General features: G+C 37.3%; 23 protein-coding genes and 1 pseudogene. 17 read left to right on the top strand and 7 right to left on the bottom strand.

Annotation, left to right across the window (positions count from 1 at the left end; genetic code table 11):
- Positions 1–1,254: slipin family protein (locus FJR05_RS11125; protein WP_168644140.1), on the top strand; the 1,254-nt coding region annotated here is incomplete at its 5' end.
- A gap of 155 nt (positions 1,255–1,409) precedes the next feature.
- Here the strand turns inward: FJR05_RS11125 and FJR05_RS11120 are convergent.
- Both FJR05_RS11120 and FJR05_RS11115 read right to left on the bottom strand, forming a co-directional pair.
- Positions 1,410–1,715 carry a hypothetical protein gene (locus FJR05_RS11120; protein ID WP_174783668.1) on the bottom strand — a complete coding sequence of 102 codons (306 nt, stop codon included), beginning with the start codon at positions 1,713–1,715 and terminating at the stop codon, positions 1,410–1,412.
- A 152-nt stretch (positions 1,716–1,867) separates the two neighbouring features.
- Positions 1,868–2,788: an SDR family NAD(P)-dependent oxidoreductase gene (locus FJR05_RS11115; protein WP_168644144.1), complete on the bottom strand. Its 921-nt coding sequence runs from the start codon at positions 2,786–2,788 to the stop codon at positions 1,868–1,870.
- A gap of 294 nt (positions 2,789–3,082) precedes the next feature.
- Between FJR05_RS11115 and FJR05_RS11110 the strand changes: the two genes are divergently transcribed.
- From FJR05_RS11110 to FJR05_RS11100, 3 genes are all read left to right on the top strand, one after another.
- Entirely contained in the window at positions 3,083–3,661 is a 579-nt protein-coding gene (locus tag FJR05_RS11110; protein WP_168644139.1) for a Uma2 family endonuclease, read from the top strand.
- 61 nt (positions 3,662–3,722) lie between these two features.
- The gene (locus FJR05_RS11105) at positions 3,723–4,301 is read left to right on the top strand and encodes a hypothetical protein (RefSeq protein WP_168644138.1); all 579 of its coding nucleotides are present in this window, start codon (positions 3,723–3,725) and stop codon (positions 4,299–4,301) included.
- A gap of 177 nt (positions 4,302–4,478) precedes the next feature.
- The gene (locus FJR05_RS11100) at positions 4,479–4,994 is read left to right on the top strand and encodes a peptidylprolyl isomerase (RefSeq protein WP_168644137.1); all 516 of its coding nucleotides are present in this window, start codon (positions 4,479–4,481) and stop codon (positions 4,992–4,994) included.
- A gap of 234 nt (positions 4,995–5,228) precedes the next feature.
- Here the strand turns inward: FJR05_RS11100 and FJR05_RS11095 are convergent, their stop codons facing one another.
- Both FJR05_RS11095 and FJR05_RS11090 read right to left on the bottom strand, forming a co-directional pair.
- Positions 5,229–5,804 (bottom strand): Uma2 family endonuclease, encoded by a 576-nt coding sequence (locus tag FJR05_RS11095; RefSeq protein WP_168644136.1) that lies wholly within the window; start codon positions 5,802–5,804, stop codon positions 5,229–5,231.
- A 66-nt stretch (positions 5,805–5,870) separates the two neighbouring features.
- Complete coding sequence (locus tag FJR05_RS11090; RefSeq protein ID WP_168644135.1) at positions 5,871–6,605, bottom strand: Uma2 family endonuclease; 735 nt, start codon at positions 6,603–6,605, stop codon at positions 5,871–5,873.
- Positions 6,606–7,132: 527 nt separating this feature from the next.
- Between FJR05_RS11090 and FJR05_RS11085 the strand changes: the two are divergent.
- A pseudogene (locus FJR05_RS11085) lies at positions 7,133–7,600 on the top strand (nitrogenase component 1); the annotation flags it as partial.
- A gap of 317 nt (positions 7,601–7,917) precedes the next feature.
- Here the strand turns inward: FJR05_RS11085 and FJR05_RS11080 are convergent.
- Both FJR05_RS11080 and FJR05_RS11075 read right to left on the bottom strand, forming a co-directional pair.
- Positions 7,918–8,469 (bottom strand): transposase, encoded by a 552-nt coding sequence (locus FJR05_RS11080; RefSeq protein WP_168644134.1) that lies wholly within the window; start codon positions 8,467–8,469, stop codon positions 7,918–7,920.
- 184 nt (positions 8,470–8,653) lie between these two features.
- Positions 8,654–9,739, bottom strand: a complete 1,086-nt coding sequence (locus tag FJR05_RS11075) for a TerB family tellurite resistance protein (protein WP_168644133.1) — start codon at positions 9,737–9,739, stop codon at positions 8,654–8,656.
- A gap of 388 nt (positions 9,740–10,127) precedes the next feature.
- Here FJR05_RS11075 and FJR05_RS11070 point away from each other — a divergent pair, with 388 nt between their 5' ends.
- Positions 10,128–10,262, top strand: coding sequence for a DUF433 domain-containing protein (locus FJR05_RS11070; RefSeq protein WP_168644132.1), 135 nt, complete (start codon positions 10,128–10,130; stop codon positions 10,260–10,262).
- Positions 10,263–10,291: 29 nt separating this feature from the next.
- On the opposite strand, the gene FJR05_RS11065 is transcribed toward FJR05_RS11070, so the two are convergent.
- Positions 10,292–11,710, bottom strand: coding sequence for a site-specific integrase (locus FJR05_RS11065; protein WP_174783667.1), 1,419 nt, complete (start codon positions 11,708–11,710; stop codon positions 10,292–10,294).
- A 459-nt stretch (positions 11,711–12,169) separates the two neighbouring features.
- On the opposite strand from FJR05_RS11065, the gene nifK reads away from it, so the two are divergent.
- The 11 genes from nifK (at position 12,170) to FJR05_RS11005 (ending at position 20,659) form a co-directional block, all read left to right on the top strand.
- On the top strand, positions 12,170–13,705 hold the full coding sequence (gene nifK, locus FJR05_RS11055) for a nitrogenase molybdenum-iron protein subunit beta (RefSeq protein ID WP_168644131.1): 1,536 nt from the start codon (positions 12,170–12,172) through the stop codon (positions 13,703–13,705).
- Between the two features lie 582 nt (positions 13,706–14,287).
- Complete coding sequence (nifE, locus tag FJR05_RS11050; RefSeq protein ID WP_168644130.1) at positions 14,288–15,655, top strand: nitrogenase iron-molybdenum cofactor biosynthesis protein NifE; 1,368 nt, start codon at positions 14,288–14,290, stop codon at positions 15,653–15,655.
- A gap of 65 nt (positions 15,656–15,720) precedes the next feature.
- Positions 15,721–17,052 carry a nitrogenase iron-molybdenum cofactor biosynthesis protein NifN gene (nifN, locus tag FJR05_RS11045; protein WP_168644129.1) on the top strand — a complete coding sequence of 444 codons (1,332 nt, stop codon included), beginning with the start codon at positions 15,721–15,723 and terminating at the stop codon, positions 17,050–17,052.
- A gap of 152 nt (positions 17,053–17,204) precedes the next feature.
- Positions 17,205–17,624: a nitrogen fixation protein NifX gene (nifX, locus tag FJR05_RS11040; RefSeq protein ID WP_168644128.1), complete on the top strand. Its 420-nt coding sequence runs from the start codon at positions 17,205–17,207 to the stop codon at positions 17,622–17,624.
- On the top strand, positions 17,621–18,097 hold the full coding sequence (locus FJR05_RS11035; RefSeq protein WP_168644127.1) for a NifX-associated nitrogen fixation protein: 477 nt from the start codon (positions 17,621–17,623) through the stop codon (positions 18,095–18,097). Before nifX ends, FJR05_RS11035 begins: the two co-directional genes overlap by 4 nt.
- Positions 18,098–18,201: 104 nt before the next feature.
- Positions 18,202–18,402 carry a CCE_0567 family metalloprotein gene (locus tag FJR05_RS11030; RefSeq protein ID WP_168503514.1) on the top strand — a complete coding sequence of 67 codons (201 nt, stop codon included), beginning with the start codon at positions 18,202–18,204 and terminating at the stop codon, positions 18,400–18,402.
- Positions 18,399–18,716, top strand: a complete 318-nt coding sequence (nifW, locus tag FJR05_RS11025) for a nitrogenase-stabilizing/protective protein NifW (protein ID WP_168644126.1) — start codon at positions 18,399–18,401, stop codon at positions 18,714–18,716. Before FJR05_RS11030 ends, nifW begins: the two co-directional genes overlap by 4 nt.
- 10 nt (positions 18,717–18,726) lie before the next feature.
- Complete coding sequence (locus FJR05_RS11020; RefSeq protein ID WP_148762483.1) at positions 18,727–19,509, top strand: HesA/MoeB/ThiF family protein; 783 nt, start codon at positions 18,727–18,729, stop codon at positions 19,507–19,509.
- Between the two features lie 63 nt (positions 19,510–19,572).
- Positions 19,573–19,941: an iron-sulfur cluster assembly accessory protein gene (locus tag FJR05_RS11015; RefSeq protein ID WP_096665208.1), complete on the top strand. Its 369-nt coding sequence runs from the start codon at positions 19,573–19,575 to the stop codon at positions 19,939–19,941.
- Positions 19,942–20,023: 82 nt separating this feature from the next.
- On the top strand, positions 20,024–20,323 hold the full coding sequence (locus FJR05_RS11010) for a 2Fe-2S iron-sulfur cluster-binding protein (RefSeq protein WP_168644125.1): 300 nt from the start codon (positions 20,024–20,026) through the stop codon (positions 20,321–20,323).
- A gap of 48 nt (positions 20,324–20,371) precedes the next feature.
- On the top strand, positions 20,372–20,659 hold the full coding sequence (locus tag FJR05_RS11005) for a FeoA family protein (protein ID WP_371416875.1): 288 nt from the start codon (positions 20,372–20,374) through the stop codon (positions 20,657–20,659).
- Positions 20,660–20,675 lie beyond the last annotated feature (16 nt).

Below are 20,675 nucleotides of genomic sequence, written 5' to 3'. Positions count from 1 at the left end.
CCTACTTCTACCTACCCTATAAACTCTCGAAAGTGGGGGGAGAGTGAAAAACTACTTTTTAACTTAGAAGAAAATTGGGAATTACCTAATTCCTTTGTCCAACAATTGCGCTCATTCGCATTAAATGGATTAAAGAAATTCCAAATCTTTGAATCTGAAATTGGTTTACTATATTTACAACATAATTTTATCCGCCCTTTAGAACCAGGAGAGTATGCTTTTTGGTCAATAGATAAGACAGTAGTAGTGCGGAGTATTAGCCGAATTGTCCCTAATCCAGATTTTCCTTTGGAAGATATCCTCATTGAAAAACATCCCGATTTTGTGGCTGCTTACTGTGAAATTGTGGAATTACGTCCTTCACAAGTTGCAATTGTGCGATATAGGGGAAAAGTAATTTCTATTTTACCACCTACCAGCCGTAAATTATTTTGGCAAGGTGTGGAAGTAGAAATTGTTGATATTAGCACAGATGCAAAATTACCACCTGCGTTAATTTCTGAATTGGTGGAAGGAACAGCGGAAGTAAAAGCACTAAATCGGAATTATTTACATATTTGTCAAGTTCCTCCCCAACATATTGGACTATTATATATAAATCAGGAATTTCAAACCCAATTACAACCAGGATTAAATGCTTGGTGGGTATTTGGCAGATCATTTACTACGGAAATTATTGATTTGAGATTACAAAATATGGAAATTTCTGGTCAAGAAATCCTATCTAAAGATAAAGTTCCATTGCGGTTAAATTTAACTGCTGGTTTCCGCATTCAAGATATATTAAAAGCCAAAAATGGGTTAGCAGATATTTCGGGATTTTTGTACAAGGAGTTGCAATTTGCTTTGCGGGGTGCGGTAGGAGAAAGAACATTAGATGCTTTATTGGAAGATAAGGGAGCAATTGATAGAAGTATTTCTGAATATATTCGTGAAAAAGCCTCTGAATATGGAATTGAAGTAGATTCTGTGGGGGTAAAAGATATTATTTTACCTGGGGAAATTAAGGCAATTTTGAGTAAGGTTGTGGAGGCTGAAAAAGCTGCTCAAGCTAATGTCGTCAGACGGAGAGAAGAGACTGCTGCGACGAGGAGTATGTTGAATACTGCTAAGGTAATGGAGGATAATCCAGTGGCTTTAAGATTGAAGGAATTGGAGGTTTTAGAACGAATTGCGGAGAAGATTGATCGGATTCAAGTTAATGGTAGTTTGGATAGTATTTTAACCGATTTGATTAGAATGAATCCGCAGTGATATTATCAATAATATAGGGTGTTAACGAAACATTTATTGATTTTAAGTAGGTGAACAAAAAATTTAAAGGTATGTGAAGAAAAGTAGAGAAAGCTCAAACTCTTTCCCCCTGCGTCCCTGGTTTATCTCAAGGACAATTATTTACGTTCATCTATTTAGGGCATATCACTATCATCTTCATCTTTAGACTGTTGTGTCTTCTCTATCAAAGTTGAAGTTACTTTCCCAAAAGAACTTGCAACTATTATGGGAACTGCAAATCCTCCGCCAAATAAAACAAGTAATGACAGAATACTTTTGGTATTTATTTCCGACTGTGAACACCTATTTGGTAAAGCACAACTCATCGGTCCTATGGCAAAGGCAAACCAAACGGAGCAATAGAAGCACAATGGAAAACAACAGATAAAGACTAAACAACCAGATAAACAACCAGGCAATTTGTTATTTTGATTCTTCATAAGATGTTTACTTTTTTCAAGCTGTTAATGCTGTTTAAAAAATGAGATGCCGATATTAACTAATAGGACGAAATCTGAATCAATGATAGAATTTTGGTATTAAAATTATGTCTAGTAAACTTTACCAGACATTGTTCTTATTTATCTGGGTTTTACACCTGTTTATTAAATTCAAATTTCACGCCGGTGAGTTGTTCCGATACAACCCATAGTTTTTGAGCGATCGCTCGATCTTTGGATAACGCATTCGATTCCACCTTGACTGGATAGCCACTCACCTCCATAAACCCATTGGGACCGAAATATTCCGCCCCTTTCAAACCTTCCTCAATTGCCGCTCGTAGAGTCGGTAATGCACCCATCGTAATATCTTGAGCAAAGATACCATTGAGATATTTCATCACATCACCCGCAGTTCTCTGTAATTCAGTTGCAGTCCAACCCGGATGTGAGGCAGTTACAAAGGTGTTGATTCCCTGCTCTTTTAGTTTCCGGTCGAGTTCGTAGGTAAAATAAAGATTAGCAAGTTTACTATCACCATAAGCCGTCCATTGGGCATAATTTCTCTTTTCCCAATTCAAATCATCGAAATCTATTTTGCCAAAATTGTGTGCGCCGCTGGAAACATTAACAATTCGTGAACCTTCCGTGCTAATTAAAAGTTTTAAAAGTTGTCCCGTCAAAGCAAAATGTCCGAGATGATTAGTTCCAAATTGTAATTCAAAACCATCTGTTGTTTTTGAATACGGCGGAATCATCACACCCGCATTATTAATCAATAAATCCAAACGTGAATAATTTTTCTGAAAGTTTTCCGCGAAATTTTTAACCGATGCTAAATTCGCCAAATCAAGTTCAATTACCCGAACATCAGCATCTTTATTCTGTTGAATAATTTTCGCCAACGCCTTATTTCCTTTGTCCAAATTACGAACCGCAATGATCACAGATGCTTGTTTATTAGCTAAAACCCGCGCCGTTTCATAACCGATACCGCTACTTGAACCTGTGACAATTACTATTCTGCCTTTTTGACTCAGAATATTTTCCGTGTTCCATTTTTCGTTTTTCATCATCATAAGATAGTTAAATTAACCAATTTACACAAACAAATACCACATCCAACTTAGTAAAAATATTTAATTTTTCAACTTTGTATAAGACAAGTTTATCTACGTATAACATACTAGACTTATTTTAAACCACTATGTACACCCCAAAATGTGAAAACAATCTTAATAATTTATAATTACTTGTATCCTTTCTTACCTCGCGTCTTTGCTCCTTTGTATCTTAGCGCGAAACTTACCTGAAAATGACTGTAATTGTAGTTGCTATAATCAAAACAAACTTGAAAAAGTCCTGCTATGATCGCCATTCCCCAACAACTGCCAAAAATGACCATTGAGGAGTATCTTGCATGGGAACTTAACCAGGATATTCGTTATGAATACATCAACGGCGAAGTTTTTGCCATGACAGGTGGGACAATTCCCCATAATGATATTACTCTCAATCTTTACACTGCTTTACATCCCCATCTTCGCCCTAGAGGTTGTCGAGTCAATGTATCAGATGTGAAAGTCCAAGTTACTCCTAAAAGCCCATACTTCTATCCTGATCTTATTGTCAGTTGTCACCCTGATGACCTTAATGCCCGGAAATTTATTCAAAACCCTAAATTAATTGTTGAAGTTCTTTCTCCGGGTACAAGCAGTAAAGATAGAGGAGAAAAATTCAGATATTATTTAACAATGCCCAGTTTACAAGAATACATCTTGATTGATTCCGAAAAAATATCTGTTGAACGTTACTGTCGAGGAGAAGGGAGAATGTGGCTTTATTATCCATATATGACTGGAGACATCATCACCTTATCAAGTATTGAATTTGAATTTCCCATAGAAATGCTTTATGATGGTGTAGGATTGGAAATAGAAATATAAAAATATATTTCCAACATAAATTTGATAAATGTTAGCTAAAATTTAATACCTTATTAAAATTATGACCAAGCGAAAAAAAAGCAATCTTCAATGGATTAAAGAAACCCTAGAATTAAGCCCAGATCATCACTGGGAAGGGCCTGATGATTATAAGATTTTTGTAGCTGGGAGGGGCGCAGTTCGCTTCAATGTTCCCCAAAATTGGGTGTTTGAACCACAAGAAAAATCTTTTAAGTTCAGGGACAAAAAACCACCTGATGATGATTGTTGTTTAGAAGTATCTTACAATCATTTACCCCCCAATGATTGGACATTGTTTCCCCTTAAACCCACGTTAAAAAAAATCATGGAAGATGATAAACGTGATGTGATTGAAAGGGGAGAAGTGATTACTGTTAAGCGACAAACAGCCAGAATTATGTGGTGTGAAATGAAATTTATTGACACTCAAGCTGAACCAAGGGAAGCTTTTTCGCGGACTTGTGTTGGTTTGGGTTCAAATATTCAATGTTTAATTACCTTTGATTATTGGGCAGATCAAGCAGAACAATTAATACCGATTTGGGATGAAGTGATGCGGAGTTTGATACTAGGATTATATATTAGAGATCCGAGAACTGGTTTAGCTTTTCCTGATTAAAATGCCGATAAAATAACCTCAGCTTGAGTTTCTACATTACAAGTGGAGGTTGTTGGTTTGACGGTAGATGATGCAGATTTGGGTTAATTGTGGATTCTGGTGAACATTATTTTCAAGATATTGGGTAAACTGGAAACTGCAAATTAAACCATTACACAGATTAGTAATTCAATATTCATGGCAAATCCTACCGCAACTCTGGAAACTTCCCTTGGTACTATTACTCTTGAGCTATTCACCGATGTTATGCCCATAACGGCGGGAAATTTCATCAAATTGGCCAAAAGTGGGTTTTATGATGGTCTGCATTTCCACCGGGTGATTAAAAACTTCATGGTGCAGTTTGGTTGTCCTCACAGTAAAGATCCTAGCTCTCCTCGTGCGGGTACAGGCAATGGTCCTGATGGTTGCATTCAAGATGAGCATCCTGAAGATGGGAAACTTTCTAACGAACCAGGAACGCTATCTATGGCTAATACGGGGGCCCCTAATAGTGGTAGTTGCCAGTTTTTCATCAACACCGTCCACAACCACTATCTGGATTGGTTTACACCTGGTCAATCTAAACACCCTGTTTTCGGTCGAGTTACTGAAGGGATGGATGTATTGAAAGCCATTGAAACTACTCCTACGGGTGCAGGCGATCGCCCCAAAACTCCAGTTAAAATGATCAAAGTGACTATCCACGAATAAAATCAAGGATTTAGTGCGGAGGTTTCTCCGCACACCGCTTCTTTAGACAAAATTCCCGGTTTCTCATCAAATAATTCCACAGAAAAACTAATCCTATAAAAACAGGACTTACGCAATTGGCACATTAGTAGGGTGCGTCAGACTGCATAAATCCTGCCAATAAACAGATTATTGATATCTGACGCACCTACAACAGATTTTGAGTGTGACACTTGCGTAAGTTCTAAAAAAAAACTAATCTTGAGTTTCTTCTTCCGTAAAAATAGGAGGCCACAATTCAGAAACAGCTAATTCCCAACCTGGAAAAAGTTCTGGTAAAGTTAAAATATCGCCATTATTTAAAATAGTTGGTTCACCTTGATGACGATAAACTGTAACAGTTTCTTCATCAGGATCAATTAAAATTCCAATCACAGCACCTAATGTGATAAAGTTGAGAATTTTAGTAACTAAAGGTTTAATCCTATCACTTTGAGATTTAATTTCTACTACTAAATCAGGTACAAGTTCGCCAAAATAACGGGGACTTTGACGCAAACGTGCAGCCCGAACAAAAGAAACATCTGGTGCGGTGAGGTTGCTATCAGGTAAAATAAAACCACCAGCAGAATCAAATACTCTTCCTAAACGACGAGGATAAACCCAATTAGCTAATAGCCGGCTAAAAAGAATGCTAACTTCACTAGATACAATATCCGATGGACCCACAATAGAAATTCTCCCGTTTGTTAACTCAACATCATAATCTAACCCGGCTTCACTAAAAGCAGTCTGGACTTGTTCTACATCTTTAATTGTCATGATTAACATAAAATCATTCTCCTAATATACAAAGTTGGGGTCATTAAAACAAACACAATTTGATTTTAGATTTCATTAAATTGTATCTGGATCAATATTTAACTCTCTCAATTTTGCAGCTAACCTTTGAGATTTTTCATTTGATATTTTCGCTTTTTCTGCTTCCATTGCTGCTCTTGTTGCTTCCATCTCGGCGCTTTCTTCTGGTGTAGGAACTAAAACTCCTGATGATGTAAAATATCTTAATAAACCCTTATAAATCCCTAAATATAACCCCAATTCTTCACTCCATAAATGTCCTCTTTCATTAGGTTGTAAGGGTTGATATTTGCCACTAATTAAATTAAATCCGGCAAATTCTAATGTATAAGGATCAAACCAAAAATAATCAGGTGTACGGAAAGTATCTTGATAAAGTAGTTTTTTAGTTTCTCTATCAGTTTTAGCTGTAGTTGGTGAAAGAATTTCGACAATGACATGAGGATATTTGCCATTTTCTTCCCACACTACCCAACTTTTTCTAGTTTTTCGTTCTGTTCCTAAAACCACAAAAAAATCTGGACCTCTCACATCTTCTGATTTCTTTTGATGAGGACTATAGTAAATACTCAGGTTTCCGACAGCATAAAAATCAGTTCTCCCCTTCCATAACCATTCTAAACATTTGAGGAGGAGAATAATTTGTCGTAAATGCAGTTCTGTTTCCACGGGAGGTTCATCACTATATAGGTCACTGGGTGGGAAAATGATATCTTCTGATATATCTTCTAAGGTGTTAGGTTGTAATTCCAGTGCTTGAGTAATCATCATGTATGATACCAAGTAATTATTTGCTTATTGTAGCATTAATTGTCAGAATCAGGATATCCAGGATTTTAGGATTTACAGGATTTTATTTGTGATTATTGTTATACCGTTAAGAAAATTTGTTTTTAAGAATTGGCAGTAAGACTACCACTCAAAAAAACATAGAAGTGAAATTGTGTTTGGGAAAAAATAGAAGTTTCTGTAAGGGGAATGAAACAGGGAATTGTTTATTTTCTGTATACCTAAATTAATATGGGAAACGGACCAAACCCTATCAATATTATTGACCTGACGGACAAGAAGCAAGATGTAGCTTAAACTCATGCTTTATAAGTACAGATTCTTTGTAATTCTTGTAACAAAATGCAGTTATTCATAAGCAAATTAAGCCACGATGCGGATTGATGCAACACTGATGAAATCACAGCTTTAGATAAAAAATAGTCCAGTTTTAAGCCAAAATTAAGCCACAAAAATATTTAGCAAACAGAACTATTGATATATAAGGATTCCATGAACTACTAGTTTATCTACCTTGGTTAGAATATAACTTCTTTGGTCCTACCAAGATTGCTGCATCTTTACGTGAAATTGCTTCTAAGTTTGATGCAAAAATCCAAGCAAATGCTGAAAAAGTAATTGCTAAGTACCAACCCACAATGGATGCGATCGTTAGTCAATATCGCCCCCGTTTGGAAGGTAAGACAGTTGCAATGATGGTTGGTGGTTTACGTCCCCGTCACGTTGTTCCCGCTTTCCAAGATTTGGGAATGAAGATGATTGGTACTGGTTATGAGTTCGCTCACAGTGACGACTATAAACGTACTACTCACTACATCGAAAACGGAACTATCGTTTATGACGACGTTACCGCTTACGAATTTGAAGAATTCATCAAAGCATTGAAGCCAGACTTAGTTGCTTCTGGTGTGAAAGAGAAGTACGTTTTCCAAAAGATGGGTCTTCCTTTCCGTCAAATGCACTCTTGGGATTACTCCGAACTTGATCTTGTTGGTGGAAAGGTGCGTTAATTTGGGGTTTTTTGGTTGTGTAATTAAGAGAGTTTAAATTTTTAGACTAAATGGATTTTATTATGTTTGATAATAACATTGTTTGTGGATAACTGCAAGTAACAAAAGTCTGATTTTATCTAGTTTTGAGACAGTTGTGAATTTGTGATGTTTAATGATTTGGTTATATAGGATAATGTTTTTAATTTTAATTTTTTAGACTAAATAGTAGGGTGCGTCAGACAGATAACCTAGTAAAAAAAAGATAAATTAAAAATCTGACGCACCCTACAAATAGATTTATATTATTCATGTCCAATATTTTCAGAAATATTTAAAGACTCATTTGCACCCCAATCTTGAGGATAAATCCCTTTTTTTACAAAACGATGAAAACTAGAAAATTGCCAACTTTTAGGCGATTCACATAAACCATATTTTACTGGATTATAATGAATGTAATCACAGTGATTACTAAAATCTTTTTCATCTCTGATTAAATGCTCCCAATAGCGTCTTTGCCATAAATTCTTTTCTTGACGGTTTTCACGAGATAAGCTAATCTCTGTGGAAATTTGTAGTTTATGTCCACAACTTCGAGTAACAAAACTTTTTAAATAACGCCAACGAATGGGATAGTTACTATCACCTTCGGGAAGACTCCAGATACAATGAAAATGATCTGGTAAAAGTACAATTGCATCAATAGAAAATGGATATAATTTTTGTGTTCTTTGTAAACCTTTGCGTAAAGTCTCCCGTCCAATATCAGTACATAACCAAGGTATTCTTTTATAGGTTACTTGGGTAAAAAAATATGTTGCACCTGGTATCATTATTCGGCGATAGTTAGACATAATGAAAATGAATCGGTGATGAATTATTATATACCGTAGAGTGCGTCAGATTTTTAATTTCTCATTTTCTAATTAGATTATTCGTCTGACGCTAGAAATGATTATATGCTGTAGGGTGCGTCAGATTTTTAATTTCTCATTTTATTTATAGTTTATCGGTCTGACGCACCCTACTACTGAAGCTTTAATAAGCTAACATTAGTTCTGCAACATCTCCTTCAGAAAATTCCATTAACTTTCCCACTTGTTTAATGTACATTTTTTCCGTTATGTGAAAATCACCATCACGCTTTGCAAGTGCTATCAAATCAATTAATAACCCTAAAGCATCATCGGGATATTTAGCTATTAATGAATAATCTACTTCTATTCTCTGAGAAGATAATAAATTTTTAATTTCCTGAATTTCTGCCGATGTTAAATTAGCATTAGTAATAATCGTCTTGAGATATTCTTTCTCTTCAGGTTCAATACTACCATCAACTTTCATTAAATTAATCAAGGTTTTAATCTTTAATAGTTTTAGTCTTTCTCCTATTATATTATTTACTTCTATGTCATCTGTAGGAAAAAGATTATCAGTATATTCAATGCTAGATTCACTTAATGATTCAGTTTCATCTAATATCTCAATTTCTTTTTCAAATATTTGAATAGCCTTATTACCTACTTTTTTAGTTGAATAGGCTGACCATAAACCCATAGCAGTAGAACCAACTACAGGTAAATATTTACTAACACTTGATTTCAATACCTGTTGGGCATATTTTCCTGCTATCCAACGAGCCATATCTTGAAATATTGGCGTGCTTACTTTTCGAGCGATAATTTTACTACCTTGAGCAATAATAACTCTATTTGCTACTGCATTTATGCCGGGGGTAATTAATCCTGTACCCAATGAAGAAATTAAGACACCTGCTAATAGTTCTTTGTTTAAATATTGCTGCTTGTCATAAGCTACACCCACATCATAAATCATCGCAATTTGGTTTCGCATGACTGTGATAATTTCTGGAGCAACTGCTAACATTCCCAATGGACCTGGTACTAAATTAGCTGCTACTGATATCCCTCCATTACATTTTGCATAGCCATTGACAATTGAATTAGCTGACTCTGTGGAAGGTCTTTGATGTTGATAAGGATTTTTAGCAAAATAATCACTTCTATTTTGTGCAACCATATCAAAAGAAGTGATTATTTTTTCGCCAATTTGGTTTTGTAATTCTTGAATAACGTTATTACTTGTATTTTGTTGATTTATCATGTATATAAACTTCCATTCAATTTGATTTAGTATGATTTTACAGTATAATTTTACTCACCGTCAAGATTTGATAGTAGCAAATTTATAAACCTGTAAGTATGGTCTACCACTTCCTCTCACATACCTCTAAGATACAAGCTTGGGTTAAGCAACAGCACACCCAACATATACTCAACACGGCTTAATTACTTGATTTTATGGGTAGGGGTTTAGCAGTGCTAAACCCCTACAAATCTGGGGTTTTCGTGATTTTACAAAAGTCCATATCTCAACCGTTTTTAGTATAATTTGAAAAAATAATCACTTACATCCTGTAAATCCTAAAATCCTGGATATCCTGATTCTGACAAATGCTACAATTAATAAACCATCAAAAGGAGTAAACAAAATGGCAACTAGCATCAATATTAATCCAGATATTTGCAACGGAAGACCTATTATTTCTAACACTCTAATTTCTGTACAAACGATTATGGAGTTTTTAGATGCAGGTGATTCCATTAAGGAAGTCTTGGAAGAGTAATCCAGTTTGAAACGAGAAAATATTTATGTTTAACTTCGTTTATAAACCATTTCCATCCTCAACTTCTCCATCTCAATCTTCAATCTTTCATTCTCCATTTTCAATCCTGTATTTTCATCCTTAATCAACTCCACCTCATTCCGTTTACACAAAGCCTGATTAATTGCCAACTTCCGCATATCTAAAGAAAACCAACGTTGATAAGTTTTCGTGTGAATCTGCACACTATGACCCAAATTATCCGCCGCAGCCTTAATAGGAACTCCCAAAATATGCGCTCGAATTGCCCAACCATGACGTAAATCATAAGGTTTAAAATCTAAACCAATTTTTCTGAACCACCAACTAACTCTTTGAATTAAAGCTGTGATTTCTGCATGATTATTTTGGTCTTTTTTACTAATTGCTGTTACCAACATTTCTAAATACTTAGGATTCCTTAAATCAAATTCATCAATCCATTCCTTATATAAAGGTAAAGCTTCCCTCTCCCCAGTTTTACAATCCTTATCAACCTTCCAAGTTAAATCTATATTTTCATCACTCAACCACCAATCAATATGAGGATTAACAAAAAGCTCACGGGGACGTAAACCAAAAACCGCCAACATTCCATAAGTCCAACGCCAAAGTTGCCAACTATCTTTGACATCTTGATTAACTTGTTTACCTCGATTATTCAGATATTCATCAAATCTGTAAAATCCTGTAACTATTTCCTTATCAGTGGGAACATTGCGAGAATTACTTTCAGGAACTTTAGAATAATTAGTTAAATTAATCTCAATTTTAAAAACTTGACAAAAAACAGAAATAGCCCTCACCGCATTATATTTAGCCCATTCCTTATCTATTTGATCAATTGCATTAATCAAAACTTCCCCATTTGCCAAATCATCAGTATTTGTATAACGCTTAATGCGAGAAAAATAATAGAAAAAAGTATGTTCACTTTTAGTCGTGCGTTTATGGGTTTTAAAATATTCATCCTCAAACCTTGCTAATAACTCACCAATAGTTATTAACTCCTTTTTAATTGCCTCATTTCCCAAATATTTATCATTCCAAACAAAACTTTTTCTAGCAATTAACTTTCCTAATTCATAAGCTTCCTCCTCAGCAGTTTTCAGTCCATCAAAGTTAGCAGGAATATTCAAAGTGATATTGTATTGTTTTCTTCCCGTTCCTCTTGTATCCTCATCTCCCGGTTTAATGGGTAAAGTTGCCCGTAGTTGCAGACATCCATTTGATTCCCGAATTGTTACCCTCGTCTTCGCAGATTTCAAACGCAGATTTATCTGCTCTAATTCTAATAGTACCTTTGTTTTCATGTGTTCTCTTTGTTGTTGTGCTTGCAGACTTGAACCAAGAAAACTGCCATCGGTAGATGAAATAGGTTCTAAATCTGCAAAAGCTTTCTGATAGCTGTCTTCACTCTGGTTATACATAGTTGTCTGTTTAGCCTATATTTAGACTAAAAATAAAGATGTTATTAGTAAACAATATCTACTTTAAAATTGCTTTCAGTAAACATTTTGCTATTTAAAAATATTAAACCATAAAAAGAATACTCCGGTCCTTATCACGGTTACGACGGATTCGCAATCTTTGCTCGTGACATGGATTTGGCACTCAACAGCCCAACATGGGGATTAATTGGCGCTCCCTGGAACAAGTCTGCAAAGAAAGCACTAAGAGCTAAAGCAGCAGTCTAGGTAAATACAGAGTAGGGGCAACCCTGGCCAGATATGAAAAGTCTGGGGTTCTACCCCAGGAGAGTTGGGAAGTCAAGATTCAAAATTAAAAATTCAAAGTCTTGGATTTTGCATTCTGAATTTTGAGGCACATTCCCCACTCTCCAGCGAGCAACGCACACATCATACACAGAAATCTCGGAGATACGCAAAATGCCTCAAGATCCAAAGAATATTCAAGACCACGTTGAGTTATTTCACCAGCCAGAATACCAACAACTGTTTGAAAACAAGAAACAGTTTGAAAACGGTCACACCGACGCAGAAGTACAACGGGTTTCCGAATGGACAAAAAGCTGGGAATACCGGGAAAAGAACTTTGAACGGACAGCTTTAACCGTTAACCCAGCTAAGGGTTGTCAACCTTTAGGCGCTATGTTTGCGGCTGTAGGTTTTGAAGGTACTCTTCCCTTCGTTCAAGGTTCTCAAGGTTGTGTGGCTTACTTCCGTACCCACTTAACCCGTCACTACAAAGAACCATTTGCCGGCGTTTCTTCTTCCATGACAGAAGACGCTGCTGTATTCGGTGGTTTGCAAAACATGATTGATGGTTTGGCTAACTCCTACAAACTATACAATCCTAAAATGATTGCAGTTTGTACCACCTGTATGGCAGAAGTTATCGGTGATGACTTACAGTCATTCATTGGTAATGCTAAAGAAGCTGGTTCAGTTCCTCAAGATTTCCCAGTTCCTTTTGCTCACACACCTAGCTTCGTTGGTTCTCACATCACTGGTTACGACAACATGATGAAGGGAATTCTTTCTACCTTGACAGAAGGTAAGAAGAAAGCCAAGAGCAACGGTAAAATCAACTTCATTCCTGGTTTTGATACCTACGTAGAAAACAACCGCGAAATCAAGCGGATTGCTTCTTTAATGGGTATTGACTACACTGTTTTATCTGACAACAGTGATTATGTTGACTCACCTTGTGATGGTGAATACAATATGTATCCAGGTGGGACTAAGCTAGAAGACGCAGCAGATTCCATCAACGCTAAGGCTACTGTTGCTCTCCAAGCTTACTCCACCACCAAAACCCGTGAATACATTGCTAAGGAATGGAAGCAAGACGTTTGTGTTGCTCGTCCTTGGGGTATCAAGGGAACTGACGAATTCTTGATGAAACTGTGCGAATTAACTGGTAAGGCTATTCCTGAAGAGTTAGAAATCGAACGTGGTCGTGCAGTTGACGCAATGACTGACTCCCATGCTTGGTTACATGGTAAGCGTTTCGCTATCTACGGTGATCCTGACTTAGTTTACAGCGTAGTTGGTTTCATGTTGGAAATGGGTGCTGAACCAGTACACATCTTGGTTCACAACACCAACGAAGTATTCGAGAAAGAATTGCAAGCATTGTTAGATTCTAGCGTGTTCGGTAAGTCCGCTAAAATCTGGGGTGGTAAAGACTTGTGGCACTTACGCTCCTTGTTGTTCACCGAACCCGTAGACCTATTGATTGGTAACTCCTACGGTAAGTACCTGTGGCGCGATTGTGGTGTACCTTTGGTAAGAATTGGTTATCCTATCATGGACCGTCACCACTACCACCGTTATGCAACTGTTGGTTACAAAGGTATCATCAACCTGTTGAACTGGATTGTTAACACAGTATTTGAAGAAATTGACCGCAGCACTAATGTTGCTGGTAAGACCGATATTTCCTACGACTTAATTCGTTAAGAATGTCTGCAAGGGTGGGGTAAACCCATCCTGATCATAGGAAAATCAACAAAGGGGATGGGGACATAGGCAATTTACCTAAAATCCTATCCCCTATCTTTAGTTTTTAATAATTGAACGCGGATAAACGCGGATAAACGCAGATGAATTAATTTTTCTGTTTTTTCTTACAAAAGTAAATGTTATGAAAATCCCACCCTCAGAAAATACAGATAAATACATATCTTTTTTGAAAGTTTATCTGTGTAAATATTAAGTTAATTAGATTTTGCAGAAAATCTAGAAATCTATCCAAACTAAGCATAAAAACTTGGTTATTTTCGGGGAATTAGAATTATTATATTTATTATATCCTGTGGTAATCCTAAATTATTTGTGAGATATTTCTCACTTATTCTCTATGACAGCAAGTTTCTATTATCTTTTCTGTAAAAACACAAACTCAGAAATAGATGATGCTGTAAATAGTTCCACAAATAATTTTTATTAATTTGCAATATTTTTCTCGAAATCATCAAGATGATGATTAATTTTAAGCAAGATTTGTCATGGTTGTAAACTCCATCTAGCACAAGAATAAAAATGAAAGTCACCCAAAGTAAAATTAACGAATTGCTGAGTGAGTCAGGTTGCGAACATAATCAGAAGAAACAAGGAGAAAAGAAAAATAAATCCTGTACCCAACAAGCTCAACCCGGTGCGGCTCAAGGTGGTTGTGCCTTTGATGGAGCGATGATTGCTTTAGTTCCCATTACTGATGCTGCTCATTTAGTACATGGTCCGATCGCTTGCGCTGGCAATTCCTGGGGAAGTCGTGGTAGTCTGTCTTCTGGACCAATGCTTTATAAAACAGGTTTTACTACCGATGTGGGTGAAAATGATGTGATTTTCGGTGGCGAGAAAAAGCTTTATAAGGCGATTTTAGAAGTTAATGAAAATTATAAACCTGCGGCGGTTTTTGTTTACGCTACCTGCGTTACAGCCTTAATTGGTGATGATATTGATGCAGTTTGTAAGGTAGCAGCCGAAAAAACTGGAACTCCTGTTATTCCTGTGATTGCTCCCGGATTTATTGGCAGCAAAAACTTAGGTAATCGCTTTGGTGGTGAGGCTTTACTAGAATATGTAGTTGGTACTGCTGAACCGGAATATACTACACCCTATGATATTAATATCATCGGTGAGTATAATATTGCTGGGGAAATGTGGGGGGTTTTAAGTTTATTTGAAAAGTTAGGAATTCGGGTTTTATCGAAAATTACTGGTGATGCTCGTTATGATGAAGTTCGTTATGCTCACCGGGCTAAATTAAATGTGATGATTTGCTCAAAAGCGTTATTAAATATGGCGCGAAAAATGCAGGAACGTTATGGAATTCCTTACATTGAAGAGTCATTTTATGGAATTAAAGATATTAACCGTTGTCTGCGAACTGTGGCTGCTAAATTAGGTGATGCTGATTTGCAGGAACGGACAGAAAAACTCATTGCTGAAGAAACTGCGGCTTTGGATATTGCGCTTGCACCTTATCGAGCCAAATTAAAAGGAAAACGCATTGTTCTCTATACTGGTGGTGTGAAAAGTTGGTCAATTATTTCCGCCGCGAAGGATTTGGGAATTGAAGTTGTGGCGACAAGTACCCGCAAAAGTACAGAAGAAGATAAAGCGAAAATCAAAAATTTGTTGGGTAATGATGGGATTATGTTGGAGAAGGGGAACGCCACAGAACTCCTAAAATTAATTGCAGAAACTAACGCAGATATGCTTATTGCTGGGGGTAGAAATCAATATACTGCGCTCAAAGCCAGAATTCCCTTTTTAGATATTAACCAAGAACGTCATCATCCTTATGCCGGTTATGTGGGGATGGTGGAAATGGCGCGGGAGTTGACTGAGGCTTTATATAGCCCTGTGTGGGAGCAAATTCGTAAGCCGGCTCCTTGGGAATAAGTGTCTCACGCAGAGGCGCTCCAGGCACGGAGAGAGGAAGTTTATCATTTATGAAAGTTTAATTTATGGCGATCGCAATTGTTCCAGAAAAGTCCGTGACTGTAAACCCCCTCAAACAAAGTCAGGCTTTAGGCGCTTCTTTGGCTTTTTTGGGTTTGAAGGGAACTATGCCTTTATTTCATGGTTCTCAGGGTTGTACAGCCTTTGCAAAAGTGGTTTTAGTTCGACATTTTCGGGAAGCAATTCCTCTTGCTACTACTGCAATGACGGAAGTTACTACTATTTTGGGTGGTGAAGAAAACGTTGAGCAAGCTATTCTCACTTTAGTGGAAAAGGTACAACCAGAAATTATTGGTTTATGTACCACTGGTTTAACAGAAACCAGGGGTGATGATATGGAAATGTTCTTGAAAGATATTCGAGAACGTCATCCTGAACTTAATCATTTAGCCATCATTTTTGCTCCCACTCCTGATTTTAAAGGTGCATTACAAGACGGTTTTGCAGTTGCGGTAGAAAGTATAGTTAAAGAAATTCCCAAAGCAGGGGGAATTAAACCCGAACAAATCACAATTTTAGCTGGTTCTGCTATCACTCCTGGAGATGTGCTAGAAATTCGGGAAATGGTGACAGCTTTTGGACTCGAACCAATCTTTGTTCCTGATTTGGGATCTTCCTTAGATGGACATTTGGAAGATGGTTATACTCCTATAACTGCTAGTGGCACAACTCTCAAACAATTGCGTTCTTTAGGCAGTTCGGCTTTTACCTTAGCATTAGGTGAAAGTATGTTAGGGGCGGCGAAAATTTTAGAGGAACGGTTTGGAACAAGTTATCAAGTATTTAGAGATTTAACAGGATTAGAACCTGTAGATCAATTTCTGCAAAAGTTATCTTTATTAAGTGGAAATCCCGTTCCTGAAAAATATCGTCGTCAACGTCGGCAATTGCAAGACGCAATGTTAGATACTCACTTTTATTTTAGTTCCAAACGAGTATCTTTAGCTTTAGAACCAGATTTGTTGTGGACGATAGTTGGGTTTTTACAATCAATGGGGGCAGAAATTCACAACGCTGTCACCACAACTCGTTCCCCTTTACTTGAACTACTTCCTATCAAAAATGTCACCATTGGTGATTTAGAGGATTTTGAAAAGTTGGCGTTAGGTTCTGATTTATTGATTGGTAATTCTAACGTAAATACCATCTCTAAACGCCTTTCTATTCCTCTCTATCGTTTAGGTATTCCCATCTATGACCGTTTAGGAAATGGTCTATTTACCAAAGTAGGCTATCGCGGTACTATTGAGCTTCTTTTTGGCATAGGAAACCTATTCATAGAACACGAAGAATCATCAATGATGCACCAATGGTCATCAGTAATTAATCAGGAATAGAAAACATTGTAATTCTTAAATCCGTGTCATCCTCAAATCCGTTTAATCCGTGTTCGGGAATGAGAAACATCAAACAACACGGTAATAGAAAACATTGTAATTCTTAAACCCGTGTCATCCTCAAATCCGTTTAATCCGTGTTCAAAGGACAAATGAAAGTGAAAATTGCGTTTACGACAACTGACCGAATTCATGTTAATGCTCACTTTGGTTGGGCTAAGGAAATTGATGTTTATGAAATTTCCGATAACGGCTATGAATTTATCGAAACCCTCAAATTTGAAGGTGATCTCAAAGAAGATGGTAATGAAGATAAAATTACCCCCAAACTACAAGCACTGAATGATTGCACAATTGTTTATGTTGTGGCTATTGGTGGTAGTGCCGCTGCTCGGTTAATTAAGAAGAATGTAACTCCAGTTAAGGCTAAATCTGAAGAGGAGAAAATTGAAGATATTCTCAACAAATTAGTCAAAACTCTTAAAGGTAATCCTCCACCTTGGTTACGGAAAGCTTTAGGACAGAAAAAACTTAGTTTTGCGGAAGAACTTGAAAACGAGACAACAGTATGAGTACAAATGATGTGAATGGAACTGGTAACAATTCAGAGGTAGTTTTAACTCCTTTCCATAAATCATTAGTTCAACAAATCCGGGCGCAAGATAGCTATGGTTTTTACCGGAGTTGGACTGATGAATTAATCCTCAAACCCTATATTGTTACTAAAAAAAAGAAACGGGAAATTTCCGTAGAAGGTGAAATTGATCCCGCTACAATTTCTCGGATAAATGCCTTTTTCCGAGCTGTAGCATCCAGTATTGAAAAGGAAACCGGACTCATTTCTAATGTTGTTGTTGAATTAGGACATGAGGGTTTCGGTTGGGCTTTAATATTTTCTGGACGCTTATTATTAACTGTAAAAACCTTACGTGATGCCCATCGTTTTGGTTTTGATTCCTTCGAGAAATTGGACGAAGAAGGCGCAAAGTTTATCGAAAAAGGTATTGATTTAGCCAAACGTTTCCCTGAAGTTGGCAATCTTTAATACTTGGGGACTGGGGACTAGGGACTGGGGACTGGGGACTGGGCAAAAATTACCAATTACCAATTACCAATTACCAATTACCAATCACCAATTACCAATCACCAATGACAATTGAAGAAATCACCACCAAGATTAAAAAGCTAAATAGTAAAGCAGGTCAAATGAAAATGGATCTGCATGATTTAGCGGAAGGATTGCCCACAGACTACGAAAAACTGATGGATGTTGCTGCTGCAACTTACGAAATCTACTGTCAGTTAGATGGACTCAAGCAACAACTTAAAAAAATGGAGAATTCTAAATGAGTACCAATATTGATGAATTCAAAAAGCTCGTAGATGCAGAAGAGTTTTTTATCTTTTTTAAACTGCCCTACGACCAAAAATTTGTAAATGTGAATCGTTTACATATTTTGAAAAAGTTTTCTCAGTTCATGAGTCAAATTGATGATACTTATCCCCAAATAAGTGACGAAGAAAGACTAGAGAAATATTGCACAGCTTTACAGCAAGCTTATCAAGTGTTTATAGAATCTACACCCCATGAACAAAAGCTGTTCAAAGTGTTTAATGATAAGCGGAAAAATGTAGTTACCCTGACAGAAATCACCTCAGATTAGGAGTTAAAAAGTGATCAACCTAACGCCTACCGAATTGGAACGCTATAGTCGCCAAATGATGCTTCCTAATTTTGGCGAATTAGCACAAAAGCGCCTGAAATCAGCGACTGTTTTGGTGTCGGGTGTGGGTGGATTAGGCGGTACGGCGGCGCTTTACCTAGCAGTAGCGGGCGTTGGGCGGCTAATCCTAGTCCGGGGTGGTGATTTGCGGCTGGATGATATGAATCGTCAGGTTTTGATGACTGATGACTGGGTGGGTAAACCTAGAGTATTCAAAGCCCAGGAAACACTAAAAGCCATCAATCCTGATGTCCAAGTGGACGTGGTTCACGATTACATTACCGCAGAAAATGTGGATGAGTTGGTGCAGTCGGCGGATATGGCTTTGGATTGCGCTCATAATTTCACTGAACGCAATTTGTTAAATGCAGCCTGTGTGCGCTGGCGCAAGCCGATGGTAGAGGCGGCTATGGATGGAATGGAGGCTTACCTCACCACGATTATTCCTGGTGTTACGCCTTGTTTATCCTGTCTGTTTCCAGAAAAGCCTGATTGGGATCGGCGCGGTTTTTCCGTGCTGGGGGCTGTTTCTGGGACTTTAGCTTGTTTGACGGCTTTGGAAGCTGTGAAGCTGATTACTGGTTTTAGTCAACCGCTGTTGTCAGAGTTGCTGACGATTGACTTGAACCGAATGGAATTTGCTAAACGTCGTTCTCACCGCGATCGCAATTGTCCAGTCTGCGGTAATACAGCCCCTTGGAGATATTCCCAATCTCAAACTGCAACGGTGTAAAGTACCACTTTTTGCAAAATCCACATTCCAAATCAGAATATTCGCTACAGAATAGGAAACAAAATGACTGTTACTTTAACAGAAAAGGCTGAATTTCGTCTGCGGGCATTTTTAAAAGGTTCTGCAACCGAAGACGCTAAAAAGGGTGTCCGCATCTCCGTTAAAGACGGTGGTTGCAGCGGCTACGAGTATGGCATCGAAATTACCAGTAAGCCCCAGCCTGATGATGTCGTATCTCAACAAGGAAATGTGTTGATTTACGTTGATGCTAAAAGTGCGCCTTTATTAGCAGGTGTGGTAGTTGATTTTGTTGAGGGAGTCATGGATAGCGGTTTCAAGTTTTCCAATCCCAATGCAACTGATACCTGCGGTTGTGGCAAGTCTTTTAAAACCAATGATGGTACTCCCACTGGTGTACCTTGCGGACAATAGTTCATAAAGTAAGCTATCAAGCAAGCTTACAACTTAACTAACTCAAAAACTCACTTCATTCACGTTTGAGGAGAATTGGAAAATGGCAACCTATCAAGTAAGATTGATCAACAAAAAAGAAAATATAGACACCACAATTGAGTGTGATGAAGAAACAAACATTGTAGACGCAGCAGAAGAAGCTGGGGTTGAATTACCTTTCTCCTGTCACTCTGGTTCTTGTTCTAGCTGTGTAGGTAAGATTGTCGAAGGTGAAATCAATCAAGACGATCAAGTCTTCCTAGATGATGAGCAAATGGGCAAAGGATTCGCTCTATTGTGTGTTAGCTACCCTCGTTCTAACTGCACAATCAAAACCCACCAAGAACCTTATCTTGCTTAATACAATATCTGTTAGGGTTTAGCATTACTTAACTCTTTCAATTTTACAATGATGGAGGATGTTTATCATCTTTCATCATTTCAATTTTTGCCTTTTTATTTTGATAATACAATGTTTACTCCTTTTACTATTATGGGTTGTTCTTTAGAGTTACTTAAATCAGGAGAATTAGGAATAGTTACTGCTTGTCAAAGTCAAGATGAAACAATCAGAAAAAAGCTGATATCAATGGACATTAAAACAGGAAGTAAAATTACTGTAGAGCAGCAATTTCCGACTTTTGTGATTAAATTGGGTGTAGTTTTTCACTCTCCCCCCACTTTCGAGAGTTTATAGGGTAGGTAGAAGTAGG

The sequence above is a fragment of the Dolichospermum sp. UHCC 0259 genome (assembly GCF_009711935.1).
In the GTDB taxonomy this organism is placed as follows: domain Bacteria; phylum Cyanobacteriota; class Cyanobacteriia; order Cyanobacteriales; family Nostocaceae; genus Dolichospermum.
This window is presented reverse-complemented; position numbering and strand designations above follow the sequence as displayed.

What these genes read in the sequence shown, in the direction of transcription:
- FJR05_RS11120 (WP_174783668.1), bottom strand. Translation starts at nt 1,715, where the DNA reads ATGAAGAATCAAAATAACAAATTGCCTGGTTGTTTATCTGGTTGTTTA.
- FJR05_RS11115 (WP_168644144.1), bottom strand. Translation starts at nt 2,788, where the DNA reads ATGAAAAACGAAAAATGGAACACGGAAAATATTCTGAGTCAAAAAGGC.
- FJR05_RS11110 (WP_168644139.1), top strand. Translation starts at nt 3,083, where the DNA reads ATGATCGCCATTCCCCAACAACTGCCAAAAATGACCATTGAGGAGTAT.
- FJR05_RS11105 (WP_168644138.1), top strand. Translation starts at nt 3,723, where the DNA reads ATGACCAAGCGAAAAAAAAGCAATCTTCAATGGATTAAAGAAACCCTA.
- FJR05_RS11100 (WP_168644137.1), top strand. Translation starts at nt 4,479, where the DNA reads ATGGCAAATCCTACCGCAACTCTGGAAACTTCCCTTGGTACTATTACT.
- FJR05_RS11095 (WP_168644136.1), bottom strand. Translation starts at nt 5,804, where the DNA reads ATGTTAATCATGACAATTAAAGATGTAGAACAAGTCCAGACTGCTTTT.
- FJR05_RS11090 (WP_168644135.1), bottom strand. Translation starts at nt 6,605, where the DNA reads ATGATGATTACTCAAGCACTGGAATTACAACCTAACACCTTAGAAGAT.
- FJR05_RS11080 (WP_168644134.1), bottom strand. Translation starts at nt 8,469, where the DNA reads ATGTCTAACTATCGCCGAATAATGATACCAGGTGCAACATATTTTTTT.
- FJR05_RS11075 (WP_168644133.1), bottom strand. Translation starts at nt 9,739, where the DNA reads ATGATAAATCAACAAAATACAAGTAATAACGTTATTCAAGAATTACAA.
- FJR05_RS11070 (WP_168644132.1), top strand. Translation starts at nt 10,128, where the DNA reads ATGGCAACTAGCATCAATATTAATCCAGATATTTGCAACGGAAGACCT.
- FJR05_RS11065 (WP_174783667.1), bottom strand. Translation starts at nt 11,710, where the DNA reads ATGTATAACCAGAGTGAAGACAGCTATCAGAAAGCTTTTGCAGATTTA.
- nifK (WP_168644131.1), top strand. Translation starts at nt 12,170, where the DNA reads ATGCCTCAAGATCCAAAGAATATTCAAGACCACGTTGAGTTATTTCAC.
- nifE (WP_168644130.1), top strand. Translation starts at nt 14,288, where the DNA reads ATGAAAGTCACCCAAAGTAAAATTAACGAATTGCTGAGTGAGTCAGGT.
- nifN (WP_168644129.1), top strand. Translation starts at nt 15,721, where the DNA reads ATGGCGATCGCAATTGTTCCAGAAAAGTCCGTGACTGTAAACCCCCTC.
- nifX (WP_168644128.1), top strand. Translation starts at nt 17,205, where the DNA reads ATGAAAGTGAAAATTGCGTTTACGACAACTGACCGAATTCATGTTAAT.
- FJR05_RS11035 (WP_168644127.1), top strand. Translation starts at nt 17,621, where the DNA reads ATGAGTACAAATGATGTGAATGGAACTGGTAACAATTCAGAGGTAGTT.
- FJR05_RS11030 (WP_168503514.1), top strand. Translation starts at nt 18,202, where the DNA reads ATGACAATTGAAGAAATCACCACCAAGATTAAAAAGCTAAATAGTAAA.
- nifW (WP_168644126.1), top strand. Translation starts at nt 18,399, where the DNA reads ATGAGTACCAATATTGATGAATTCAAAAAGCTCGTAGATGCAGAAGAG.
- FJR05_RS11015 (WP_096665208.1), top strand. Translation starts at nt 19,573, where the DNA reads ATGACTGTTACTTTAACAGAAAAGGCTGAATTTCGTCTGCGGGCATTT.
- FJR05_RS11010 (WP_168644125.1), top strand. Translation starts at nt 20,024, where the DNA reads ATGGCAACCTATCAAGTAAGATTGATCAACAAAAAAGAAAATATAGAC.
- FJR05_RS11005 (WP_371416875.1), top strand. Translation starts at nt 20,372, where the DNA reads ATGATGGAGGATGTTTATCATCTTTCATCATTTCAATTTTTGCCTTTT.